Genomic DNA, 17,497 nt, shown 5'->3' with positions numbered 1-17,497 from the left:
GCATATTACTCATTCACACTTATACGCCGTAATAAGGACAGTCATGTTTAACCCCGACCCTAGCGCAAAACCGGTCAATACCAAGTTGCCAAGAGACGTCATTATGATGGTCGAAAAAAACAACCTAGTAATGGCCATTAAAACTTTGGCGACAGACGAAAACATCAGTATGGATGAAGCCAAAAGTAGAATTGATGCTTATGAGACCCAGCTGAAAGTAAAGCAACAACAGAAGCTCAATACCATCGCTAGTAAACAAGGCATTCCAAATCAAGCCATCAGTTTTGATAGAGAGCAAGAGGAAGACGAGCCTGGACCATTGGTAAAAAATCGTGTTAAAACGACCAAACAGAGCCAAGGGTTTAAGGGGCTGCAAGACGGTGTCGATAGTCAGTTGAATGACTTAGGCTATAAGAAACCTCTACTGCCTTATTGCTAAAACGATTGCTCGTGATCGCCGTCTTGATGATAGGAATATTTTGGATATTATGGCGAGTATTTGGTTAAGTGATTTAGCTAAATAAGAAACTGGCTCGACATATTCCCCATACAGCTACATACCGATTAGCTATAATTTAAGAATGTAGCTAGTCGGTATGCTAATTGAAAACCTGCCCTTGAATCTTTTCAAGCGTCCATTAATCTCAAATCACTTAGAACAATCCTTTATATAAAAAGTAACAGCCTACGACGGTCAACAGTACCGCAAAGCATTTTTTTTAACAACTGCGGCGATAATGCGTGAGCGACTTTTGCGCCTAGCTTGGCGGTAAAAAAGCTCATAATGCTAATGCCCAAAAAAGCATAGATGTGAACAAAGCCAATCGTATTGGGCACGTCGACTTGAGCTTGCATGCCAAAGAACATAAATCCTAGCGCACCTGCAATGGCGATAGGTAAACCACAAGCGGCTGAGGTTCCAACGGCTTTTTGCATCACCACACCGTAACGCGTGAGATAAGGTACGGTTAAGCTACCACCGCCAATCCCAAAAATAGCAGAAGCAATACCGATACCCGCCCCTGCTGCTAATTGCTTAGGCTTTGAAGGTAAAGCTATATGGACATTACCAGCTTCGTTACTTGCTTTCTTTTTGCCGCCCATAAACATTTTATAAGCGACCCAAAGCAAAAACACACCAACAATTAACTGGAGGTACAACCCAGATATCTGTCCTGCGATCCCCGCCCCTAAAAAGCACCCTATCGCCAAACCTGGCGTCAGATTTTTAAAGACAGGCCACATGACTGCGCCCTTCTTATTATGCGCCATGAGCGAGCTTATGGACGTAACGATAATAGTCGCCAGTGAAGTACCCAAGGCCAAGTGCATAATACTGTCAGGACTGTAACCCATTTGCGTAAAGACAATAAATAGCAGTGGTACGATGATAGTGCCACCGCCCACTCCAAATAGCCCCGCAGCAAATCCTGCTAGCGCCCCTATTATTAAAAAAAGTTATTAATTCCACAGGATAGTTACTTCTTATTTAGATTTAATGAGATGATAATTATAGTTAAATGACTGCTTAATGTTGAACGAGCAATAGCCCATAGGCTTAGGTGTTGGATTGTAGGTATTGGATTAAATAAGCTCCACTTGCCCCACTCTAGAGTAGGCACGATTGAAGTAAACCAACCCTTCATCAGTGCCGCCTTGTGACTCAGCCTGATTGATGGCGACAACGCGGCACATAAAGACGCTATGCGTGCCGACTTCTTGAATTTGTTCAATCTCACAATCAAAACTGACCAAGGCATCCTCCAACACAGGAGCGCCTGTTTGTAATTGTGTCCAAGAACCATATTCAAACCGTTCTTCTGAACACAGCTTAGAGGCAAAAGCATTGGACAGCTGCTCATGTTGCGCGCCTAATACATTGACACTTAAAATCTTATTTTCCAGAAAATAGCCATGTGACCGAGACGTTTGATTCATACAGACAAGCAAGGTCGGCGGTGTGTCTGTGACACTACATACTGCCGATGCTGTAAACCCATGTACGCCCGTCGCGCCTTCTGTAGTCACCACATTGACCGCAGTCGTTAGCAAAGACATGGCATCTCTAAAGTCGGTCGCGTCAATCCTATCTTTAATCATTGCTTCAATCCCGAGAAACGTTAAAAAAATAACGTTAAAAAAATTGTGCTTCAATTTTAGTTTTGCAAGGGAAATTCTTTAAATAGAACTTCCTAAACGGCTAAACTCTAAGCAGTCAGTTCTTGACGAACGATTTGAGCACCAGCGCTTAATGCCGCGAGCTTACCACGTGCGACTTGGCGAGACAAAGGTGCCATGCCGCAGTTGGTCGCAGGATACAGCTTGTCAGCATCGACAAATTGTAGCGCTTTGCGTAGCGTATCTGCCACCTCTTCCGGTGTCTCGATAGTATTGGTTGCCACATCAATGGCACCGACCATCACTTTTTTACCACGAATCAATTCAATCAGATCCATAGGTACACGTGAGTTTTGACACTCCAGTGAGATAATATCAATTTTCGACTGTTGCAGTTTAGGGAACGCTTTTTCGTATTCGCGCCACTCTGAGCCCAGTGTCTTTTTCCAATCGGTATTGGCTTTGATGCCATAGCCGTAGCAAATATGGACAGCTGTCTCACATTTTAGGCCTTCAATGGCGCGCTCTAAAGTCGCAATACCCCAGTCGTTCACATCATCAAAGAACACATTAAATGCAGGCTCATCAAACTGGATAATATCGACGCCAGCCGCTTCTAATTCTTTTGCTTCTTGATTCAGGATTTTAGCAAATTCCCAAGCTAATTTTTCACGGCTTTTATAATGACCGTCATATAACGTATCAATCATCGTCATCGGCCCTGGCAACGCCATTTGATTGGCTGGTCGGTTTGCTGACGTAAAAACTTGGCATCATCAACGAACACGGACTTCGGGCGGCTCACGGCACCGACAACTGACGGCACACTCGCATCATAGCGATTGCGGATTTTGACCGTTTCACGCTTCTCAAAGTCAACACCATCAAGGTGCTCGATGAACGTAGTCACAAAGTGCTGACGCGTCTGCTCACCATCACTGACAATATCAATCCCTGCATGCTGCTGTTCTTGCAATGATACACGTAGCGCATCTTGCTTGGCTTCAAGCAACTGCTCGCCCTCTAACGCCCAAGGTGACCAAATTTTCTCTGGTTCTGCTAGCCAAGACGGTTTTGGTAAGCTGCCAGCGGTAGACGTCGGTAATAGTAGTTTCATACGATTTATCTTCTAGTTAATTTATTTTTTATTATGTTGATGAGGGATGCTCAGTTAAGCGGCTTGCTTCCTAGCCTTTTCTTTATCAGCAGCAGATTTTTCAGCAGTCTCGCCTGTTACATCATAGCTTGCAGCCCATTCCTCAAGGATTGTTTGATACGGCTTGATAAAGTGTGTCTCAGTAAATCTACCTTGGGTCACTGCCATCTGACTGCGTTCGGCACGGTCATAGACTACTTGAGTCAATGAATAGTCTTGGTAATTCAGGCTAGGTTGATATACTTGTCCAGCGCTTGAGTTGGCATTGTAAATCTCAGGACGGTAAATCTTCTGAAAGGTCTCCATGGTACTGATTGCACTAATCAGCTCAAGATCGGTGTAATCACTGAGCAAGTCCCCTGCAAAATAAAATGCTAATGGCGCGGCGCTACCTTCAGGCTTAAAATAACGTACCGTTAAGCCCATTTTATGAAAGTAGTCGTCGGTCAACGAGTATTCATCCTGCTTGTATTCAATGCCCAATACAGGATGCTGATTGACAGTACGATAGTAAGTCTTGCTGGTTGACACGCTCAGGCAAATCACTGGTTTTTTGTGAAAATGAGCGTTGTAAGCCTCTGAATTTAATAAATACTGAAACAATTTGCCATGCAACTCACCAAAATTATCTGGCGTTATGGATGCTAGGTTTTTGTCACGATGCTCTGGTAACACAATACTAAAGTCATAATCACGCACGTAAGATGAGAAACTGTTGCCAACCATGCCGTCGATACGCTTGTTTTCTTTGTGATCCACAATCGTTGTTTTTAGCGTTTCGATAATAGGAAAGGTCTGACCATTGCCTTTAACATCCAGATCGACAGAAATGATATCAACTTCAACAGAATAACGATCTGCTGTCAGATTATCCCAATGCGCCAATGCATTGAAGCGGTTATTAATCATGGTTAACGTTTTGCGTAAGTTCTCTTGGCGGTGCTCGCCGCGTGCCAAATTTGCAAAGTTAGTCGTCAAACGCGTGCTATCTGCAGGCTGATAGTTTTCGTCAAAACGAATGTGCTTAATTGAACAATTGAATTCTTTACTCATGGTGATTCGCTACCTTATTTATCTGAGATAAAACCAAATCTGTGTATGAGGTGAATCATACCGAAATCTAAACATGAATAAAAACGATACAATTTAAACATAAGATGAATTTTATTCATCTTCCTGAAACTTAGATATAAAGGAAATTTAACAGCGGAAGTTTTAAGAGTTCATTTAACATATAACTAAGCCTTTCACATACTGGCGGTGAAGAAGGCTTTTATACTGCTTAAGAGTATTTGAGGCATAAAAAAGGATACCGTAGTATCCTTTTTTCATCGTATTCAAAGCTAATAATAAATCGATTCTAGTGATGCTCACCAGGAAGAATCTTGGCAAAGGCACGCTGAGCAAGGTTAGGCTTGCTATCAGTCGTTTGTGCAGCAGTTGAACTTGGGAAAATACGATAACCAATGGACTGGACACCAACGTTAAATGCTGGTACCAGTGAATAAGTCGCCGAGGCAAATTTGCCCATATTACTCGCAATGCTATTTGGCTTATGAACGATGGCTTTTGCGACCATCATTGCTGCTTCGTCAGGCATCAATGCTGGCATATAACGGTATAGCTTGGTTGGCGCAATCATTGGGGTACGTACAAGTGGCATAAAGATATTGGTCACTTTGATGTTATCGCCTTTGACTTCAGCAGCCAAACAGCGACTAAATGCATCTAAAGCTGCCTTTGACGCGACATACGCTGAAAAACGAGGGCTGTTTGCCAATACTCCAATTGATGAGATATTCACGATTTGACCAGTTTGGCGACCAATCATCGTTGGCAAGAAACCAAGAATGATTTTGACCGCGCCAAAATAATTAATCTCCATGGTACGTTCAAAGTCATGAAAACGGTTGACCGACTCATGCACTGAACGGCGAATCGAACGTCCTGCATTGTTGACTAGTACATCAACATGCTTAAAGTCAGCCAAAATCTTTTCACTGGTTTTTTTTCAATCTCATCCATATTGGTCAGGTCGCATGGATAGTAGCTAGCCGCGCCGCCAAGCGTTTCAATGTTTTCCTTGACCATTTTTAGCTTATCTTCAGTACGGGCTAGCAAAATAACATGCGCACCACATTCACTGAGCAAAAAGCCGTACGCTCGCCGATACCACTTGAAGCGCCTGTGATGATAATATTCTTGCCTTTGACGGCTTTGGTAATTGCTTTTTTTCGAGAGATTGGCCATAAAAAGTCCTTTTCGTTTATTCTATAGTTATTGGTATTCGGTTATAGCATAGCAAAAAAAATGTCGTATGGAGTGAACAAAACCATAGTGGGCGTTAGCTAACGGGACCTTTACAAATTTCGTCGTCGACATAAATATTTATAAACATATTTTTAGCTTATTGTTAATTACTAAGTGTTAAGTGCTAAGCTTTTTTTTGATCAATTATGAGGAGTATCTGCTTTGATAGACACACTAACTCACTATATCGACTTAATTGCCAAAATGATCGAAGTCATTGGCGTCCTCATTATGTTTTTTTGGGCTATTTCTTGCCTTGTATAAAGCTTTTCGAGCGTCGGGGCATTTCAATAATGATACTTATGTTGAAATCAGGCAGACCGTAGGCAAGTCTATATTGTTAGGATTAGAGGTGCTAATCGCCGCTGATATCGTGGCTACTGTCGTCACCGAGCCATCGCTACGCAGCGTACTGGTGCTAGGTTTTATCGTACTGATTCGAACCTTTTTAAGCTTATCGTTACAGGTTGAATTAGAAGGACGATTCCCTTGGCAAAATAGAAAACCTGCGCCTGACAAACAGCCTGATACTGATACTGTGCCAATTGATAAAGCATAGCTGTTAGATAAAAGAGCTATCAAAAGGCAACACGTAAAAAGCACTATTAAAAGTAATTAGCACGAGTTTATAAAACAATATTTAAGCGATTACTATTCGTGCGCCTGCAAAAAAAGTCTCGACCACTTTAAATTGCCCAGCGGTGCTTTCTTCACCATACATCGCCTGTCTAAAGGCGTTAGAATTTGGAATACCTGTCGTATACCATGCAATATGTTTGCGAGCGATGCGGCAGCCTGAGTACTCCCCGTAGAAATCATAAAGCTCTTGCAAATGGGCCAGTACGATCTCTTTTATCTCACTAACGCTCGGTGCCTCTAGCGCTCGCCAGTACGCAAAAAATGCTCAATATCACGAAATATCCACGGCTGCCCTTGTGCAGCACGCCCTATCATCACCGCATCACAACCGGTCAGCTCATAGACACGCTGCGCTTTTTGCGCGCTATCGATATCGCCATTGGCAATCACAGGAATACTGATGCTTTCTTTGACCTCACGTATCAGCTCGTAACGCGCCTCGCCGCTATACATGTCCTCACGTGTACGCCCATGAATGGCAATCGCGGCAATACCCGCTTGCTCTGCACGCTTGGCAACGCGCAAAATATTCTCACGCCCATTCTCAAAACCCAAGCGCGTCTTTAAGGTGACAGGCGCATCGACTGCACCTACTGCTGCATCTAGCAAGCGCGCGACCAAATCTTCATCTTGCAGCAGTGCAGAACCCGCTAACCTACGGCACACTTTTTTTAGCCGGACAGCCCATATTGATATCAATAATCTGTGCGCCATTATCTATCTGATAACGTGCGGCTTCTGCCAATTTATCAGGTTCTGCGCCTGCTATTTGCGCAGAAATAGGCGCTATTTCGTTATCAAAATTGGCACGATAGAGCGATTTTTTGCGTGCATAAAGCGCCGTATCAGCGATAATCATTTCGCTGACTGCATGCCCTGCCCCAAATGACTTACACAAGCGTCGAAAGGGATTGTCGGTCACGCCAGCCATCGGTGCAACCATCAAACGATTTTCAATCGTCAGGCCACCGATATTTAATGGCTGTAATAGCGGATGATCAGACAAAGTCGAGGACGAAGGTAAAATGGGAGAATCAATAGACATAAGAAAACGGCTTGATTTGTAAGGAAAACAAGCGTTATTCTAAGGATTCCTGCGTTTATTGCAAGCGCTTAACGTGAATAGCTTGCATAAGCATTACTCGTTTTTAATAAATCCCATGCATTATTTATCAAGCACACTGCCCTGCTCTAGCGTGATGTCATCATCATGCTCTTGCATGCGCCACGGCAGACTATCAGGTGATACATTGAGGAAATGTAAATACTTCTCAAACTGGTCAATGATGTCATTAATCACTGATTCAGATTTGTAGCCGTATAAGTCATAGGTCTGACCACCACGGCGTAGATACACCTCAGCGCGATGATGGTGCTCTTGTGGCAAAGTATCTGCGCTGTCTTCAGTATAATAATCAGGCGCATCATGCTCAGATAAGCGAACTTCGTACCAAAACTCGACATCGTCACCGCGCTGTAGCTCTAATACGGCTCGGTTATTGACCGCGTCATAGTTGACCTCAGTCGTCCAGCCGGTTTCTGCAAATTTAGACGACACCTCCATCATCGAAGGCATAACCACTTCTTTGATATAGCTAAGAACCTTTTCACGCGTTGGCTTGTCGGTCATATAATCAATACGCTCGCGCCATGCAGACGGTTTGAGTAAATGCGGCGGCAGTCTGTTGTCATTACCAAGGCTTTGATTACGATGTCCTTCGATACGCAGCGCACGCCACATACCAAACATTGAAATAAGAATAATAACCGCAAATGGTAACGCACTAACGATAGCTGCTGTTTGTAGGGCTTCTAAACCCCCTGCAAGTAGCAATACTGCTGCGACAGCACCTTCAGTCACTACCCAAAAGCTACGCTGCCACCATGGTGTATCACTGCGACCACCTGCCGCTAGCGAGTCGATTACCAATGAGCCAGAATCCGATGACGTCACAAAAAAGGTAATAATCAATAAAATGGTCAACGACGACACAAATTCAGTAAACGGTAGATTCTCTAACAGTTTAAATAAAGCAATCGCTTGGTTGTTTTGTACTTCACTGATTAATGAGGTATAACCATCGACCATAATCATATGTAGTGCGGTATCGCCAAACACCGAAAACCAAAAGAACGTAAAGAAGGTCGGTACTAGCATCACACCCAATACGAACTCACGAATAGTACGACCACGGCTAATCTTAGCGATAAACAGACCTACAAAAGGTGCCCATGCAATCGTCCATGCAAAAATAAATAAAGTCCAGCTGCCGATCCAATTGCTATTTTCGTATGCCTGCAAGCTAAAGGTACGCTCGACAATATTACCCAAATAGCTACCCGTATTTTCCATAAAGGCATTTAAGATAAAAATGGTCGGACCGACGACAAATACGAACAGCATCAACGCAGTTGCCAATAGCATATTTAAAATAGATAAGCGTTTTACACCCTTATCCATCCCTGCCAATACCGATACCAATGCCGCGGCTGTTACCAAGGCAATGGCAATCACCTGTACGGTCGTATTCACTGGAATGATATCTGGCAATAGATAATTGAGTCCCGCGTTGATTTGCGACACCGACAAGCCAAGACTGGTCGCAATACCAAACATCGTACCTAATATCGCAAACACATCAACCGTATGACCGATAGGGCCATGAATCCTGTCACCGATGATCGGGTACAGCGTCGAGCGTATTGATAGTGGTAGACCATGACGAAACGCAAAATAAGCTAGTGATAAACCAACGACACCATAAATCGCCCAAATATGAAAACCCCAATGAAAATACGCAATTTGCATCGCCTCTTTTGCCGCGGCGATAGTTTGCGGATCCGACATTGGCGGACTGGAAAAGTGCATCACTGGTTCCGCTACCCCATAAAACAGTAGCGCAATCCCGTAACCTGCCGAAAACAGCATGGCAAACCATTCAAGGAATCCGTACTCCGCCTCAGCATGATCAGGGCCCAGCTTGATACTGCCATAAGACGAAAACGCCAGTACAATAATAAACATCAAAAACAGTGCCACTGCCAGCATATAAAACCAGCCAAATGTCTCAGTCGTAAAACTAAGCACATCACTAAACAGAGCACCTGCTGCTTCAGGATTAATAGCCGTACCAATGACCAATAGCAGCATAATAATGGCTGCAGGTACAAAGACTGGTAATAAAATAGTCGAACGAGGTAATTTACTCATGAAAGATAATATCCTCAAAAGTTGACGACGCCTTTTTATGAAAATTTTTAATTAAGGCAAAGATTAGAAAGTGTGTGTGAATGGTTATAATAATTATCACACTCTTTTCCAAAACCCTAGACAAGCGTTCAACTCGTAACATGACTTTAACGAATGTTACATGACTATTACCAAGAAAATAAAAAAAGGCAGCTTGCTAGCTGCCTTTTGATTGTATACGTATTTTTTTAGCGATTTATAATTTATAAATGCTCAATAATTTGCAGATACCAATATTTTTTTACCTATGTTAAATCAATCTACTTATTAATTAAGCGCTGATAGCTGCCGCCAGTTTCTGCGCAATAGCTGCCAAATCATTGTTATCGGCTTGGGTCACCGCATGACGACCCAACTCATGGATACTTGATGGAATGAGATGCACATGATAATGAAAGACTGTTTGACCTGCTTGTGAGCCATTCAACTGCATTTGGATAACGCCTTCACGTTCAAACACTTGACGCTGGGCTTGCATAACTTTTTTTTAGACGTCATTAATACCGCAGCAGCATACTCTGGCTCAAGATCGGCCAAATCTACAGCTTTTTGCTTAGGTATCACCAATACATGGCCTTCTGCTTGCGGCATGATATCCATAAAGGCGAGCGTTTTATCATCTTCATATACTTTGTGATATGGAATATCACCATCTAACATTTTGGCAAAAATGTTATTGTCATCATAAGCAGTTTGTGGATTTATTTCAGTCATTATTTCTTCCTTCAAGAGTTTTATTATTAGTTAATTAATAGCTTAATAGCTATCAAAAATAGATAAAAGTGTCTGTCATATAGTGGACGAAATATAGTTTTAGTACAAGTCAGCAATGTGAGTTCAAAGCGAACGAACCTCTAATAACTGAATTTTTTTACACACTTCAAAAAATATTTTTCCAAAAAAACAAACCAGCCATAAAAAAATCGGATACTAAAAGCGATAAATATATATAAACCGTTGATATATAAATTACCAAACCATGCTTCTTGATCTATCAAACCTAACGTAAACCAAGTAGTTTAGTTACAAAACCCAATGTACCAATCGCCATAAAAAAATCCAAAAATAAGCGACCATGCACAACTACGTAAAAAAAAGACATAGCACTATGAATATTTCTAGGATCGATTTGCTGCATACCCAGCCATCTTAATGGCTTCCACAATACAATCGACAATGCCGCTAAGATAGGAACAAACATGACCACTCGAATAAAGTGGTAAAACATTGCCGCATCACCAAATGGAGAAGCCAAAAACGCCCACTCATCACCAAAAAGCTCCTGTAATACCGTGTCACTATGACCGCCATTGAACCATAAATTAAAAATCTGTCTGTCTTCACTAATTGGAGGCATCGATAGATTATTATGTACCCAGCCAATGCACATATTGACCCAGTCAGGCTGCCATACTAGGCTCAGATCTCTTATCCAGCAGCGGGTATACAATATATCGAAGAGTATGAATGCAAATAAAAATGCCAGTGATAGCGTTTCTAATCGGTTAGGGGGCAACTTGCCATTGCTAGTAATCTGCTTATGTACCTGCTCTCTTTGTTCAACATCTTCTATGCTGCCTAATGTTTCATACACTTTAACAGTGGCTTGAAACAATTGGCCATGACGCCCTTTTATCAAAAAATACCAAAATTTGGGGATGCTTAATGCGACACATAGGATTAAAAACCATACCGTATTAAATGCTAAATTCTGCATATCGTTGAATACAGGTATGCGTATACCAATAGAAAACAAACCAACGAAAAACCAAAATAGGCATATGAGTAAGTAGTAGAAGAGGTACTCTTCATAGAGACGATTTAATGTTATCCATTCTTGGATAGATTCATTATCGGAGAACTTTTTCATTAATTCCTTTGCTTATATTTCCATCTAAATTATCGACTATATTTTAGATTATTTTAATAGACAAAATACGATTAATTTATAATAAGTCATTCAACTAAAGATATTATTTTATACGTATAAACTACCATCTCATCTCACTAATTTATTGGCGAGTCATGCCTTAAAATGTTATATTAACCCTCTATTTTAATAACGCTATGTTTATGGATTTGCCTACTTTGCCAACTCAACCAGATATGGATAATACTGCTGTAACCCTTGATAATCAGGAAGAACACTCTGATATTGAGAGGGAAAGTGGTACTCAAACTATCGATCCAAACGCTATCATATTAGCAGAAGCATTGACTGATAAAGCCATCAGCTGGCAGATACACAATTGTAAAATTATAAAGAAGACTGTCACGCAAGATTTGCCACTGCCTTTTTTGTATCACTATGACAGTTTAGATGATGCGATCAAACAGACGCACCCGCTTACTCCTGAGCTACTGCTTCAATTCAATAAACCCATGTCAGCTCATCAAGCTGCCAAATTAATCGGCATTGACGAGGAGGTGCTGACCAGTCCTTGGCATGTAAAAATTATCGGCTCGTTAGTGGTATTTAGTGAGGCATTGCAGTTGGCTGTACGACTACATTGGACCAATACGGGTAAAGAGACGCAGCAGGTATATACTAAAGATGCTGCCGACGCTATTATTGCCGCTTTTAAAGACTGGCAGTTTTTTTTGGTCGTGTAGACGTCCTCTATAAAAATAATAAGCAAATATTAATTAGTATTGACGAGCAAAACCCTAATACGCCAGCACTCTCTGCCGAGTCGCTGTTGACGATTGAAGCTAGTAGTGATTATCAGCAGCTACTAGCTACTCATGCGCTTGCAGCCATTGTGAAATTAGAAGCAGACAAAGCTGATCTTCCTTGGTTTGACAAAGCCATATTAGAACGTATTGAATAGATGTTTTGAATAACTGTTTTTTTTGCTCATCGCTTGTGATTATTAATTCATTATTATTAGCATATTGTTTTTAGTTATTCATATCTAATGGTATGGTAACGAATTAGTATTATTCACTAGTACTCACTCTCTATAAAAAGCACACTATCCCTATTAAAACTGAGGGTGCACATTTTTATAACCCCGCCTATTTGTAAGGAATATCACATGGATTATCGCTCAAAAACCTCTACCGGCGGTCGTAATATGGCAGGCGCGCGCGCATTATGGCGTGCAACCGGCATGACTGACGGCGACTTTGGCAAGCCAATCATTGCGATTGCTAACTCTTTTACCCAGTTTGTACCCGGCCATGTGCATCTAAAAGACCTTGGACAGCTGGTCGCCCGTGAGATTGAGCAAGCAGGCGGCGTTGCAAAAGAGTTCAATACCATTGCGGTTGACGATGGTATTGCGATGGGCCATAGCGGTATGTTGTACTCGCTACCAAGTCGTGATTTGATCGCTGATTCTGTCGAGTATATGGTCAATGCTCACTGTGCAGATGCACTAGTTTGTATTTCTAACTGTGACAAAATCACCCCGGGTATGTTGATGGCCGCCATGCGCCTTAACATTCCAGTGGTGTTTATCTCAGGTGGCCCAATGGAAGCGGGCAAAATATTAGCTAGTACCGTTGGTAAGAGCCATAATACTGATAGTAGTGACAGCAGTGCTGTTCGCAAACTTGACCTTGTCGATGCGATGATGGACGCTGCTGATGATAGCATCAGTGATGAAGACGTCGCTGCTATTGAAGCCTCAGCCTGCCCTACTTGTGCTCATGCTCTGGTATGTTTACCGCCAACTCGATGAACTGCTTGACCGAAGCTTTAGGCCTAGCACTACCAGGTAATGGCTCACTGCTAGCTACTCATTCATTGCGCCGCGAGCTATTTTTAGAAGCGGGTCGTACCATTGTGTCGCTTGCTAAGCGTCGTTATGAGCAAGATGATGACTCTGTGCTACCACGCTCTATCGCTACCAAAGCCGCTTTTGAAAATGCCATGAGCTTAGATATCGCTATGGGCGGCTCAACCAATACCATCTTGCATCTACTTGCTGCGGCCAATGAAGCAGAAATCGACTTTAAGATGGCTGATATTGACCGTCTAAGTCGCGGTGTGCCTTGTCTGGCAAAAGTAGCGCCTGCTTCACAGAAATACCATATGGAAGATGTGCATCGTGCTGGCGGTGTATTTGCATTACTCGCTGAGCTTGATCGCGCTGAGTTACTAAAAACTGACGTGCCAACTATCCATAGCGCCACGATGAAAGAAGCGATCGATAAGTGGGACATCATGAACCCTGACAACCATGAAGCTCGAGCACGCTTCCTTGCAGCACCTGGTGGCGTACGTACTACGGAAGCATTCTCACAATCAAAAGAGTGGTCAAACCTCGACGTCAACCGTGAGTCAGGTTGTATCCGTAGTGCCAAACACGCCTACTCTACAGATGGCGGCTTAGCCGTACTATATGGCAATATCGCCGAGCGGGGCTGTGTGGTCAAAACCGCAGGCGTCGACGAAAGTATCTTGACCTTTACTGGTCGCGCGCGTCTATTTGAATCACAAGATGATGCGGTTGCTGCGGTATTGGCTGATCAAATCGTTGCAGGCGATGTCGTTATCATTCGCTACGAAGGCCCTAAAGGCGGCCCTGGTATGCAAGAGATGCTGTACCCAACGACTTATCTGAAGTCAAAAGGATTGGGTAAAGAATGCGCCCTACTCACCGATGGTCGTTTCTCTGGTGGTACATCAGGCCTATCAATTGGTCATGCTAGCCCAGAAGCTGCTGAAGGCGGGGCGATTGGTTTGGTCGAAGAAGGCGATAGTATTCATATCGATATCCCAAATCGTACTATCAACATGCAAGTCAGTGATGCAGACCTAGCTGCTCGCCGAGAAGCCATGGAAGCACGTGGACGTGATGCATGGAAACCTGTCAACCGTGATCGTCATGTCTCGCCAGCATTACGTGCTTATGCGGCTATGACCACCAGTGCTGATACTGGCGCCGTACGTGACGTGAGCCAAGTCGAGCGCTAGTCTGTAAGCTATCAACGCTCTAGACATACTGATAAAAATGTATTAAGCCTGCGCAATGCAGGCTTTTTTTTCACCAAAAAACAACGTAGCTGTCGTTTTGATAACTATTTTTTTGCGGTAATTATTTTATTTTGACGTCATGATAAAGGGTATCAGTGACTGACTATCAACTATTGCTGTGAATTGTCATCAATATCTAAAATTATCCTCATAAAATCGACCCTTAAAATATAACAACGTGCGTAAACCTTATGATTGAAAAATATAACTTATTCTTATTAATCTGTGGGATTGCCTTTTTACTCGGGGCCTTGTTTCCTGTTATTTTTAAGCGCACCTCTATCTCATTACCGATGCTCCAAGTCAGCTTCGGTCTGATGATGGGCTACTGGTGGACGTCTTTATCCTTTTTAGACCCACTTGATAACGGTTTACTCATCGAGAAACTGACTGAGATTGTTGTATTGGTCTCATTGGTTGGTGCCGGTATTAAAATCGACACAGAGTTGTCTTGGCGATTGTGGCGACCAACAGTAAGACTGCTACTCATTACCATGCCTATTGGTATTTTTGCGATGGCAGTCTTGGGATATTACGCGTTTGGTTTAAGCTTGGTGCAGCTATTCTGTTAGGTGCAGTGTTAGCACCTACTGATCCAGTGTTAGCTTCGAGCATTCAGGTGGGACCTCCCAATACAGGAGGAGAAGACACACCGCGCTTTACCTTAACGTCAGAGGCAGGGTTGAACGATGGTCTGGCTTTTCCGTTTGTGTATCTAGCGATTAAGATCGCAGAAGCGTTCAGTGAAGGCAAAACCTTTACTTACGAGATGCTATGGTCGTGGTTTACTCATGATGTCTTATGGAAGATTGGCGCAGGCGTAGTGGTGGGTGTATTGGTTGGTAAATTATTGGCCAAAGTCGTATTTTCTAAACATACCCGTGAGACTACCATCTCGCAAGGTTATGTGGTTATTGCATTGACGCTACTAGCCTATGGTCTTGCAGAGTATGTACACAGTTATGGCTTCATCGCTGTATTCGTGGCCGCATTTGCGTTTCGTCGCTCGGAGTGTGAGCATACTTATCACCAAAAACTGCATGATTTCGCTGAGCAATCAGAAGGCTTATTGATGTCATTAGTGCTAGTTATCTTTGGCATGTTCCTCGGTCAAGGGTTACAGGCAGGCGTCGAGTTGACATGGCGCGTCTATATTGTCAGCTTTACCTTCTTACTACTTATACGTCCAATTGGTGGATTTATTGCTTTATCAGGATTGAACTTACCACATACCGAGAAATACGCAATATCGGCTTTGGGTATTCGCGGTATCGGTACTTTGTATTATCTGTCCTATGCGCTCAATCAAGGTTTCTTCGCGGATGAAGATGCGCTCAAATTGTGGATTGTCTGTTCGATTGTCATTTTGACTTCTATCTTTATCCATGGTCTTAGCGCATCAAGATTGCTTAAAATGACACCAAAAAGCAGCATTAAAATTAATGCTGCTTATATTTGAAATAGAATAAATTCGCGATTGAAGTTGGCATTATTAAAGTATCTCTTCTACCAGCTCAAGACGGCTTCTGTCAGCGCAAACTGACGAACGTCATTGAGCATAGTGGTATCAAAATTATGAATAAAAGCAAATGACAATTGGCGCTCAGGGTCGCACCAAGCAACCGATCCGTTATATCCCATATGCCCAAATCCTGATAAAGCAGGACTTATTCTCTTATCCGTATCTTCGTTGTTAGCATACAAGCTGAATAATCTATGGTAGCCCAATCGCCATTTCATAGCCGCTGGCATAACCGCATCTAAACCCTCGACCTGCGGCGTAGATAGCTGCTCAAAAGTAGCACTATCAATCAGCGTTTTCCCTTGCCATATACCGCCATTAGCAAGCATTGCATAAATCGTTGCCAGTGCTTTAGCGGAAGCGACACCATTTGCCGCTGGAATGACAGCTTGTAGCGTCTGGCGGTTATGATAATCAAGGGCATGTTTGCCAGCAGGTATCAGCGCTGACTTATAGTTTTTTTAGATTAAGCTGACTGGTATTGAAATATAGCTATTGATACGCGCCGTATTTAATACAGGTTGTGCGTTATCAGTATCAGGTCTATCTAGATTTTCATCAAGGCTGTCATCAAGCTACTTTGCGTCTCAGCTGCACGCTTGTCACTTAACGTTTTCTGTTGCCAGCAACGATAACTAGGTAAGCTTGCATAAGTACGTAAAGTTTCCTGAGAGTCTACTTTTAAGGTTGGTTTTTGGCGTCTCGATTTTAATTGAGAGCTTATATCTTCTGATTCTTCGAAATCTTTGGCCAATTTTGCTACCTGATCTACTTTACTATCTGGCACACCAAAATAGCAGCTGTCGGCAATACCCAGAGGCTCCGTTAGATACTGGCGCAGTACTTCAGCGAACGATAGATTCGTGACCGCCTCTACTACGCCGCCCAATACCCAACCGTAGACCAATGCACTATAAGCGCTGTCATACTTGGTAGCATCTTCGGGAGAGGTAATGGGCATCACTGCAATATGGCGCAGCATCGTATTCCAATCGAGTACCGTCTCACTATCGACATCGATACTTTGAATCGAAAACAAATCGGCTTGATGTGACATGACTTGTCGCAACGTAATTTGGTCTTTGCCGTTTGCAGCAAATTCTGGCCAGTAATGGGCAATAGGTTTGTCATATTCAAGCAGCTGCTGCGAAACCAGCACATGAACCAACGTTGCCAATATCCCTTTACCAGTAGAAAAATTAATGGCCAACGTATCAGGCTGCCACGACATATCAGGGCGTGCCATACCTGTACTGGCTTGTGCTATACACTGGCCTGCTTGATACACGGCCACAGCCCCGCCAGCAGGTGCATCATCAAGCTGTAAGTCTGTCAGTAATTGCTGTATTTTTTTTGAAAGTCAGCGTTTATAGATGTATTAGAATTTTCTATATTATGATCCATTGTTATTACCTTGCTCCAGTGATATAAATTATTCTATTTTTAAGATGATAGTAATACGTAAGCTATAGTCAAAGAAGTCTAAAACGGATACAAGCTAGCCGATTACAAGTTGCA

At 42.8% G+C, this 17,497-nt stretch carries 12 protein-coding genes and 6 pseudogenes; 7 read left to right on the top strand and 11 right to left on the bottom strand.

The window, feature by feature from the left end:
* The first annotated feature begins 43 nt into the window (after positions 1 to 43).
* Entirely contained in the window at positions 44 to 439 is a 396-nt protein-coding gene (locus tag TT11_RS01780; RefSeq protein ID WP_261868882.1) for a hypothetical protein, read from the top strand.
* 214 nt (positions 440 to 653) lie between these two features.
* Here TT11_RS01780 and TT11_RS01775 read toward each other — a convergent pair.
* The 5 genes and pseudogenes from TT11_RS01775 to TT11_RS01755 form a co-directional block, all read right to left on the bottom strand.
* Positions 654 to 1,449 (bottom strand): annotated as a pseudogene (locus TT11_RS01775) (sulfite exporter TauE/SafE family protein).
* A 135-nt stretch (positions 1,450 to 1,584) separates the two neighbouring features.
* On the bottom strand, positions 1,585 to 2,100 hold the full coding sequence (locus TT11_RS01770; protein WP_261868881.1) for a flavin reductase: 516 nt from the start codon (positions 2,098 to 2,100) through the stop codon (positions 1,585 to 1,587).
* A 107-nt stretch (positions 2,101 to 2,207) separates the two neighbouring features.
* A pseudogene (locus TT11_RS01765) lies at positions 2,208 to 3,235 on the bottom strand (methionine synthase).
* A 54-nt stretch (positions 3,236 to 3,289) separates the two neighbouring features.
* On the bottom strand, positions 3,290 to 4,327 hold the full coding sequence (locus tag TT11_RS01760; protein WP_261868880.1) for a DUF1852 domain-containing protein: 1,038 nt from the start codon (positions 4,325 to 4,327) through the stop codon (positions 3,290 to 3,292).
* Between the two features lie 307 nt (positions 4,328 to 4,634).
* Positions 4,635 to 5,517, bottom strand: a pseudogene (locus tag TT11_RS01755) (SDR family NAD(P)-dependent oxidoreductase).
* A 323-nt stretch (positions 5,518 to 5,840) separates the two neighbouring features.
* On the opposite strand from TT11_RS01755, the gene TT11_RS01750 reads away from it, so the two are divergent.
* Positions 5,841 to 6,143 (top strand): DUF1622 domain-containing protein, encoded by a 303-nt coding sequence (locus tag TT11_RS01750; protein WP_261868879.1) that lies wholly within the window; start codon positions 5,841 to 5,843, stop codon positions 6,141 to 6,143.
* Between the two features lie 81 nt (positions 6,144 to 6,224).
* Here TT11_RS01750 and dusB read toward each other — a convergent pair.
* The 4 genes and pseudogenes from dusB to TT11_RS01730 form a co-directional block, all read right to left on the bottom strand.
* Positions 6,225 to 7,166 (bottom strand): annotated as a pseudogene (gene dusB / locus TT11_RS01745) (tRNA dihydrouridine synthase DusB).
* A gap of 222 nt (positions 7,167 to 7,388) precedes the next feature.
* Positions 7,389 to 9,434 carry a BCCT family transporter gene (locus tag TT11_RS01740; protein ID WP_101205399.1) on the bottom strand — a complete coding sequence of 682 codons (2,046 nt, stop codon included), beginning with the start codon at positions 9,432 to 9,434 and terminating at the stop codon, positions 7,389 to 7,391.
* 310 nt (positions 9,435 to 9,744) lie between these two features.
* A pseudogene (locus TT11_RS01735) lies at positions 9,745 to 10,187 on the bottom strand (HIT family protein).
* A 286-nt stretch (positions 10,188 to 10,473) separates the two neighbouring features.
* Entirely contained in the window at positions 10,474 to 11,343 is an 870-nt protein-coding gene (locus TT11_RS01730; RefSeq protein WP_261868878.1) for a hypothetical protein, read from the bottom strand.
* A gap of 203 nt (positions 11,344 to 11,546) precedes the next feature.
* Between TT11_RS01730 and TT11_RS01725 the strand changes: the two genes are divergently transcribed.
* The 5 genes and pseudogenes from TT11_RS01725 (at position 11,547) to TT11_RS01705 (ending at position 15,916) form a co-directional block, all read left to right on the top strand.
* A complete protein-coding gene (locus tag TT11_RS01725; protein WP_261868877.1) occupies positions 11,547 to 12,086 on the top strand; it encodes a hypothetical protein in 540 nt (179 codons plus the stop codon).
* Positions 12,087 to 12,172: 86 nt separating this feature from the next.
* Positions 12,173 to 12,304 carry a hypothetical protein gene (locus tag TT11_RS01720; protein WP_261868876.1) on the top strand — a complete coding sequence of 44 codons (132 nt, stop codon included), beginning with the start codon at positions 12,173 to 12,175 and terminating at the stop codon, positions 12,302 to 12,304.
* A gap of 207 nt (positions 12,305 to 12,511) precedes the next feature.
* Positions 12,512 to 14,397: pseudogene (ilvD, locus tag TT11_RS01715) on the top strand (dihydroxy-acid dehydratase).
* A gap of 251 nt (positions 14,398 to 14,648) precedes the next feature.
* Positions 14,649 to 15,029, top strand: coding sequence for a hypothetical protein (locus TT11_RS01710; RefSeq protein ID WP_261868875.1), 381 nt, complete (start codon positions 14,649 to 14,651; stop codon positions 15,027 to 15,029).
* Positions 14,918 to 15,916 carry a sodium:proton antiporter gene (locus TT11_RS01705; RefSeq protein ID WP_261868874.1) on the top strand — a complete coding sequence of 333 codons (999 nt, stop codon included), beginning with the start codon at positions 14,918 to 14,920 and terminating at the stop codon, positions 15,914 to 15,916. Before TT11_RS01710 ends, TT11_RS01705 begins: the two co-directional genes overlap by 112 nt.
* Before the next feature lie 47 nt (positions 15,917 to 15,963).
* On the opposite strand, the gene TT11_RS01700 is transcribed toward TT11_RS01705, so the two are convergent.
* On the bottom strand, positions 15,964 to 16,362 hold the full coding sequence (locus TT11_RS01700; RefSeq protein WP_261868979.1) for a beta-lactamase family protein: 399 nt from the start codon (positions 16,360 to 16,362) through the stop codon (positions 15,964 to 15,966).
* A gap of 164 nt (positions 16,363 to 16,526) precedes the next feature.
* On the bottom strand, positions 16,527 to 17,273 hold the full coding sequence (locus TT11_RS01695; RefSeq protein ID WP_261868873.1) for a serine hydrolase domain-containing protein: 747 nt from the start codon (positions 17,271 to 17,273) through the stop codon (positions 16,527 to 16,529).
* Between the last annotated feature and the right edge of the window lie 224 nt (positions 17,274 to 17,497).

This window comes from Psychrobacter sp. JCM 18901 (assembly GCF_000586435.1).
Lineage (GTDB): Bacteria > Pseudomonadota > Gammaproteobacteria > Pseudomonadales > Moraxellaceae > Psychrobacter.
Note: the sequence above shows the minus strand (reverse complement) of the source record. Positions and strands in the feature narration are given on the sequence as shown.

Excerpts from the sequence above, each read along its gene's own strand:
- TT11_RS01710 (WP_261868875.1), top strand. The coding sequence starts at position 14,649 with ATGATTGAAAAATATAACTTATTCTTATTAATCTGTGGGATTGCCTTT.
- TT11_RS01760 (WP_261868880.1), bottom strand. The coding sequence starts at position 4,327 with ATGAGTAAAGAATTCAATTGTTCAATTAAGCACATTCGTTTTGACGAA.
- TT11_RS01730 (WP_261868878.1), bottom strand. The coding sequence starts at position 11,343 with ATGAAAAAGTTCTCCGATAATGAATCTATCCAAGAATGGATAACATTA.
- TT11_RS01770 (WP_261868881.1), bottom strand. The coding sequence starts at position 2,100 with ATGATTAAAGATAGGATTGACGCGACCGACTTTAGAGATGCCATGTCT.
- TT11_RS01725 (WP_261868877.1), top strand. The coding sequence starts at position 11,547 with ATGGATTTGCCTACTTTGCCAACTCAACCAGATATGGATAATACTGCT.
- TT11_RS01740 (WP_101205399.1), bottom strand. The coding sequence starts at position 9,434 with ATGAGTAAATTACCTCGTTCGACTATTTTATTACCAGTCTTTGTACCT.
- TT11_RS01780 (WP_261868882.1), top strand. The coding sequence starts at position 44 with ATGTTTAACCCCGACCCTAGCGCAAAACCGGTCAATACCAAGTTGCCA.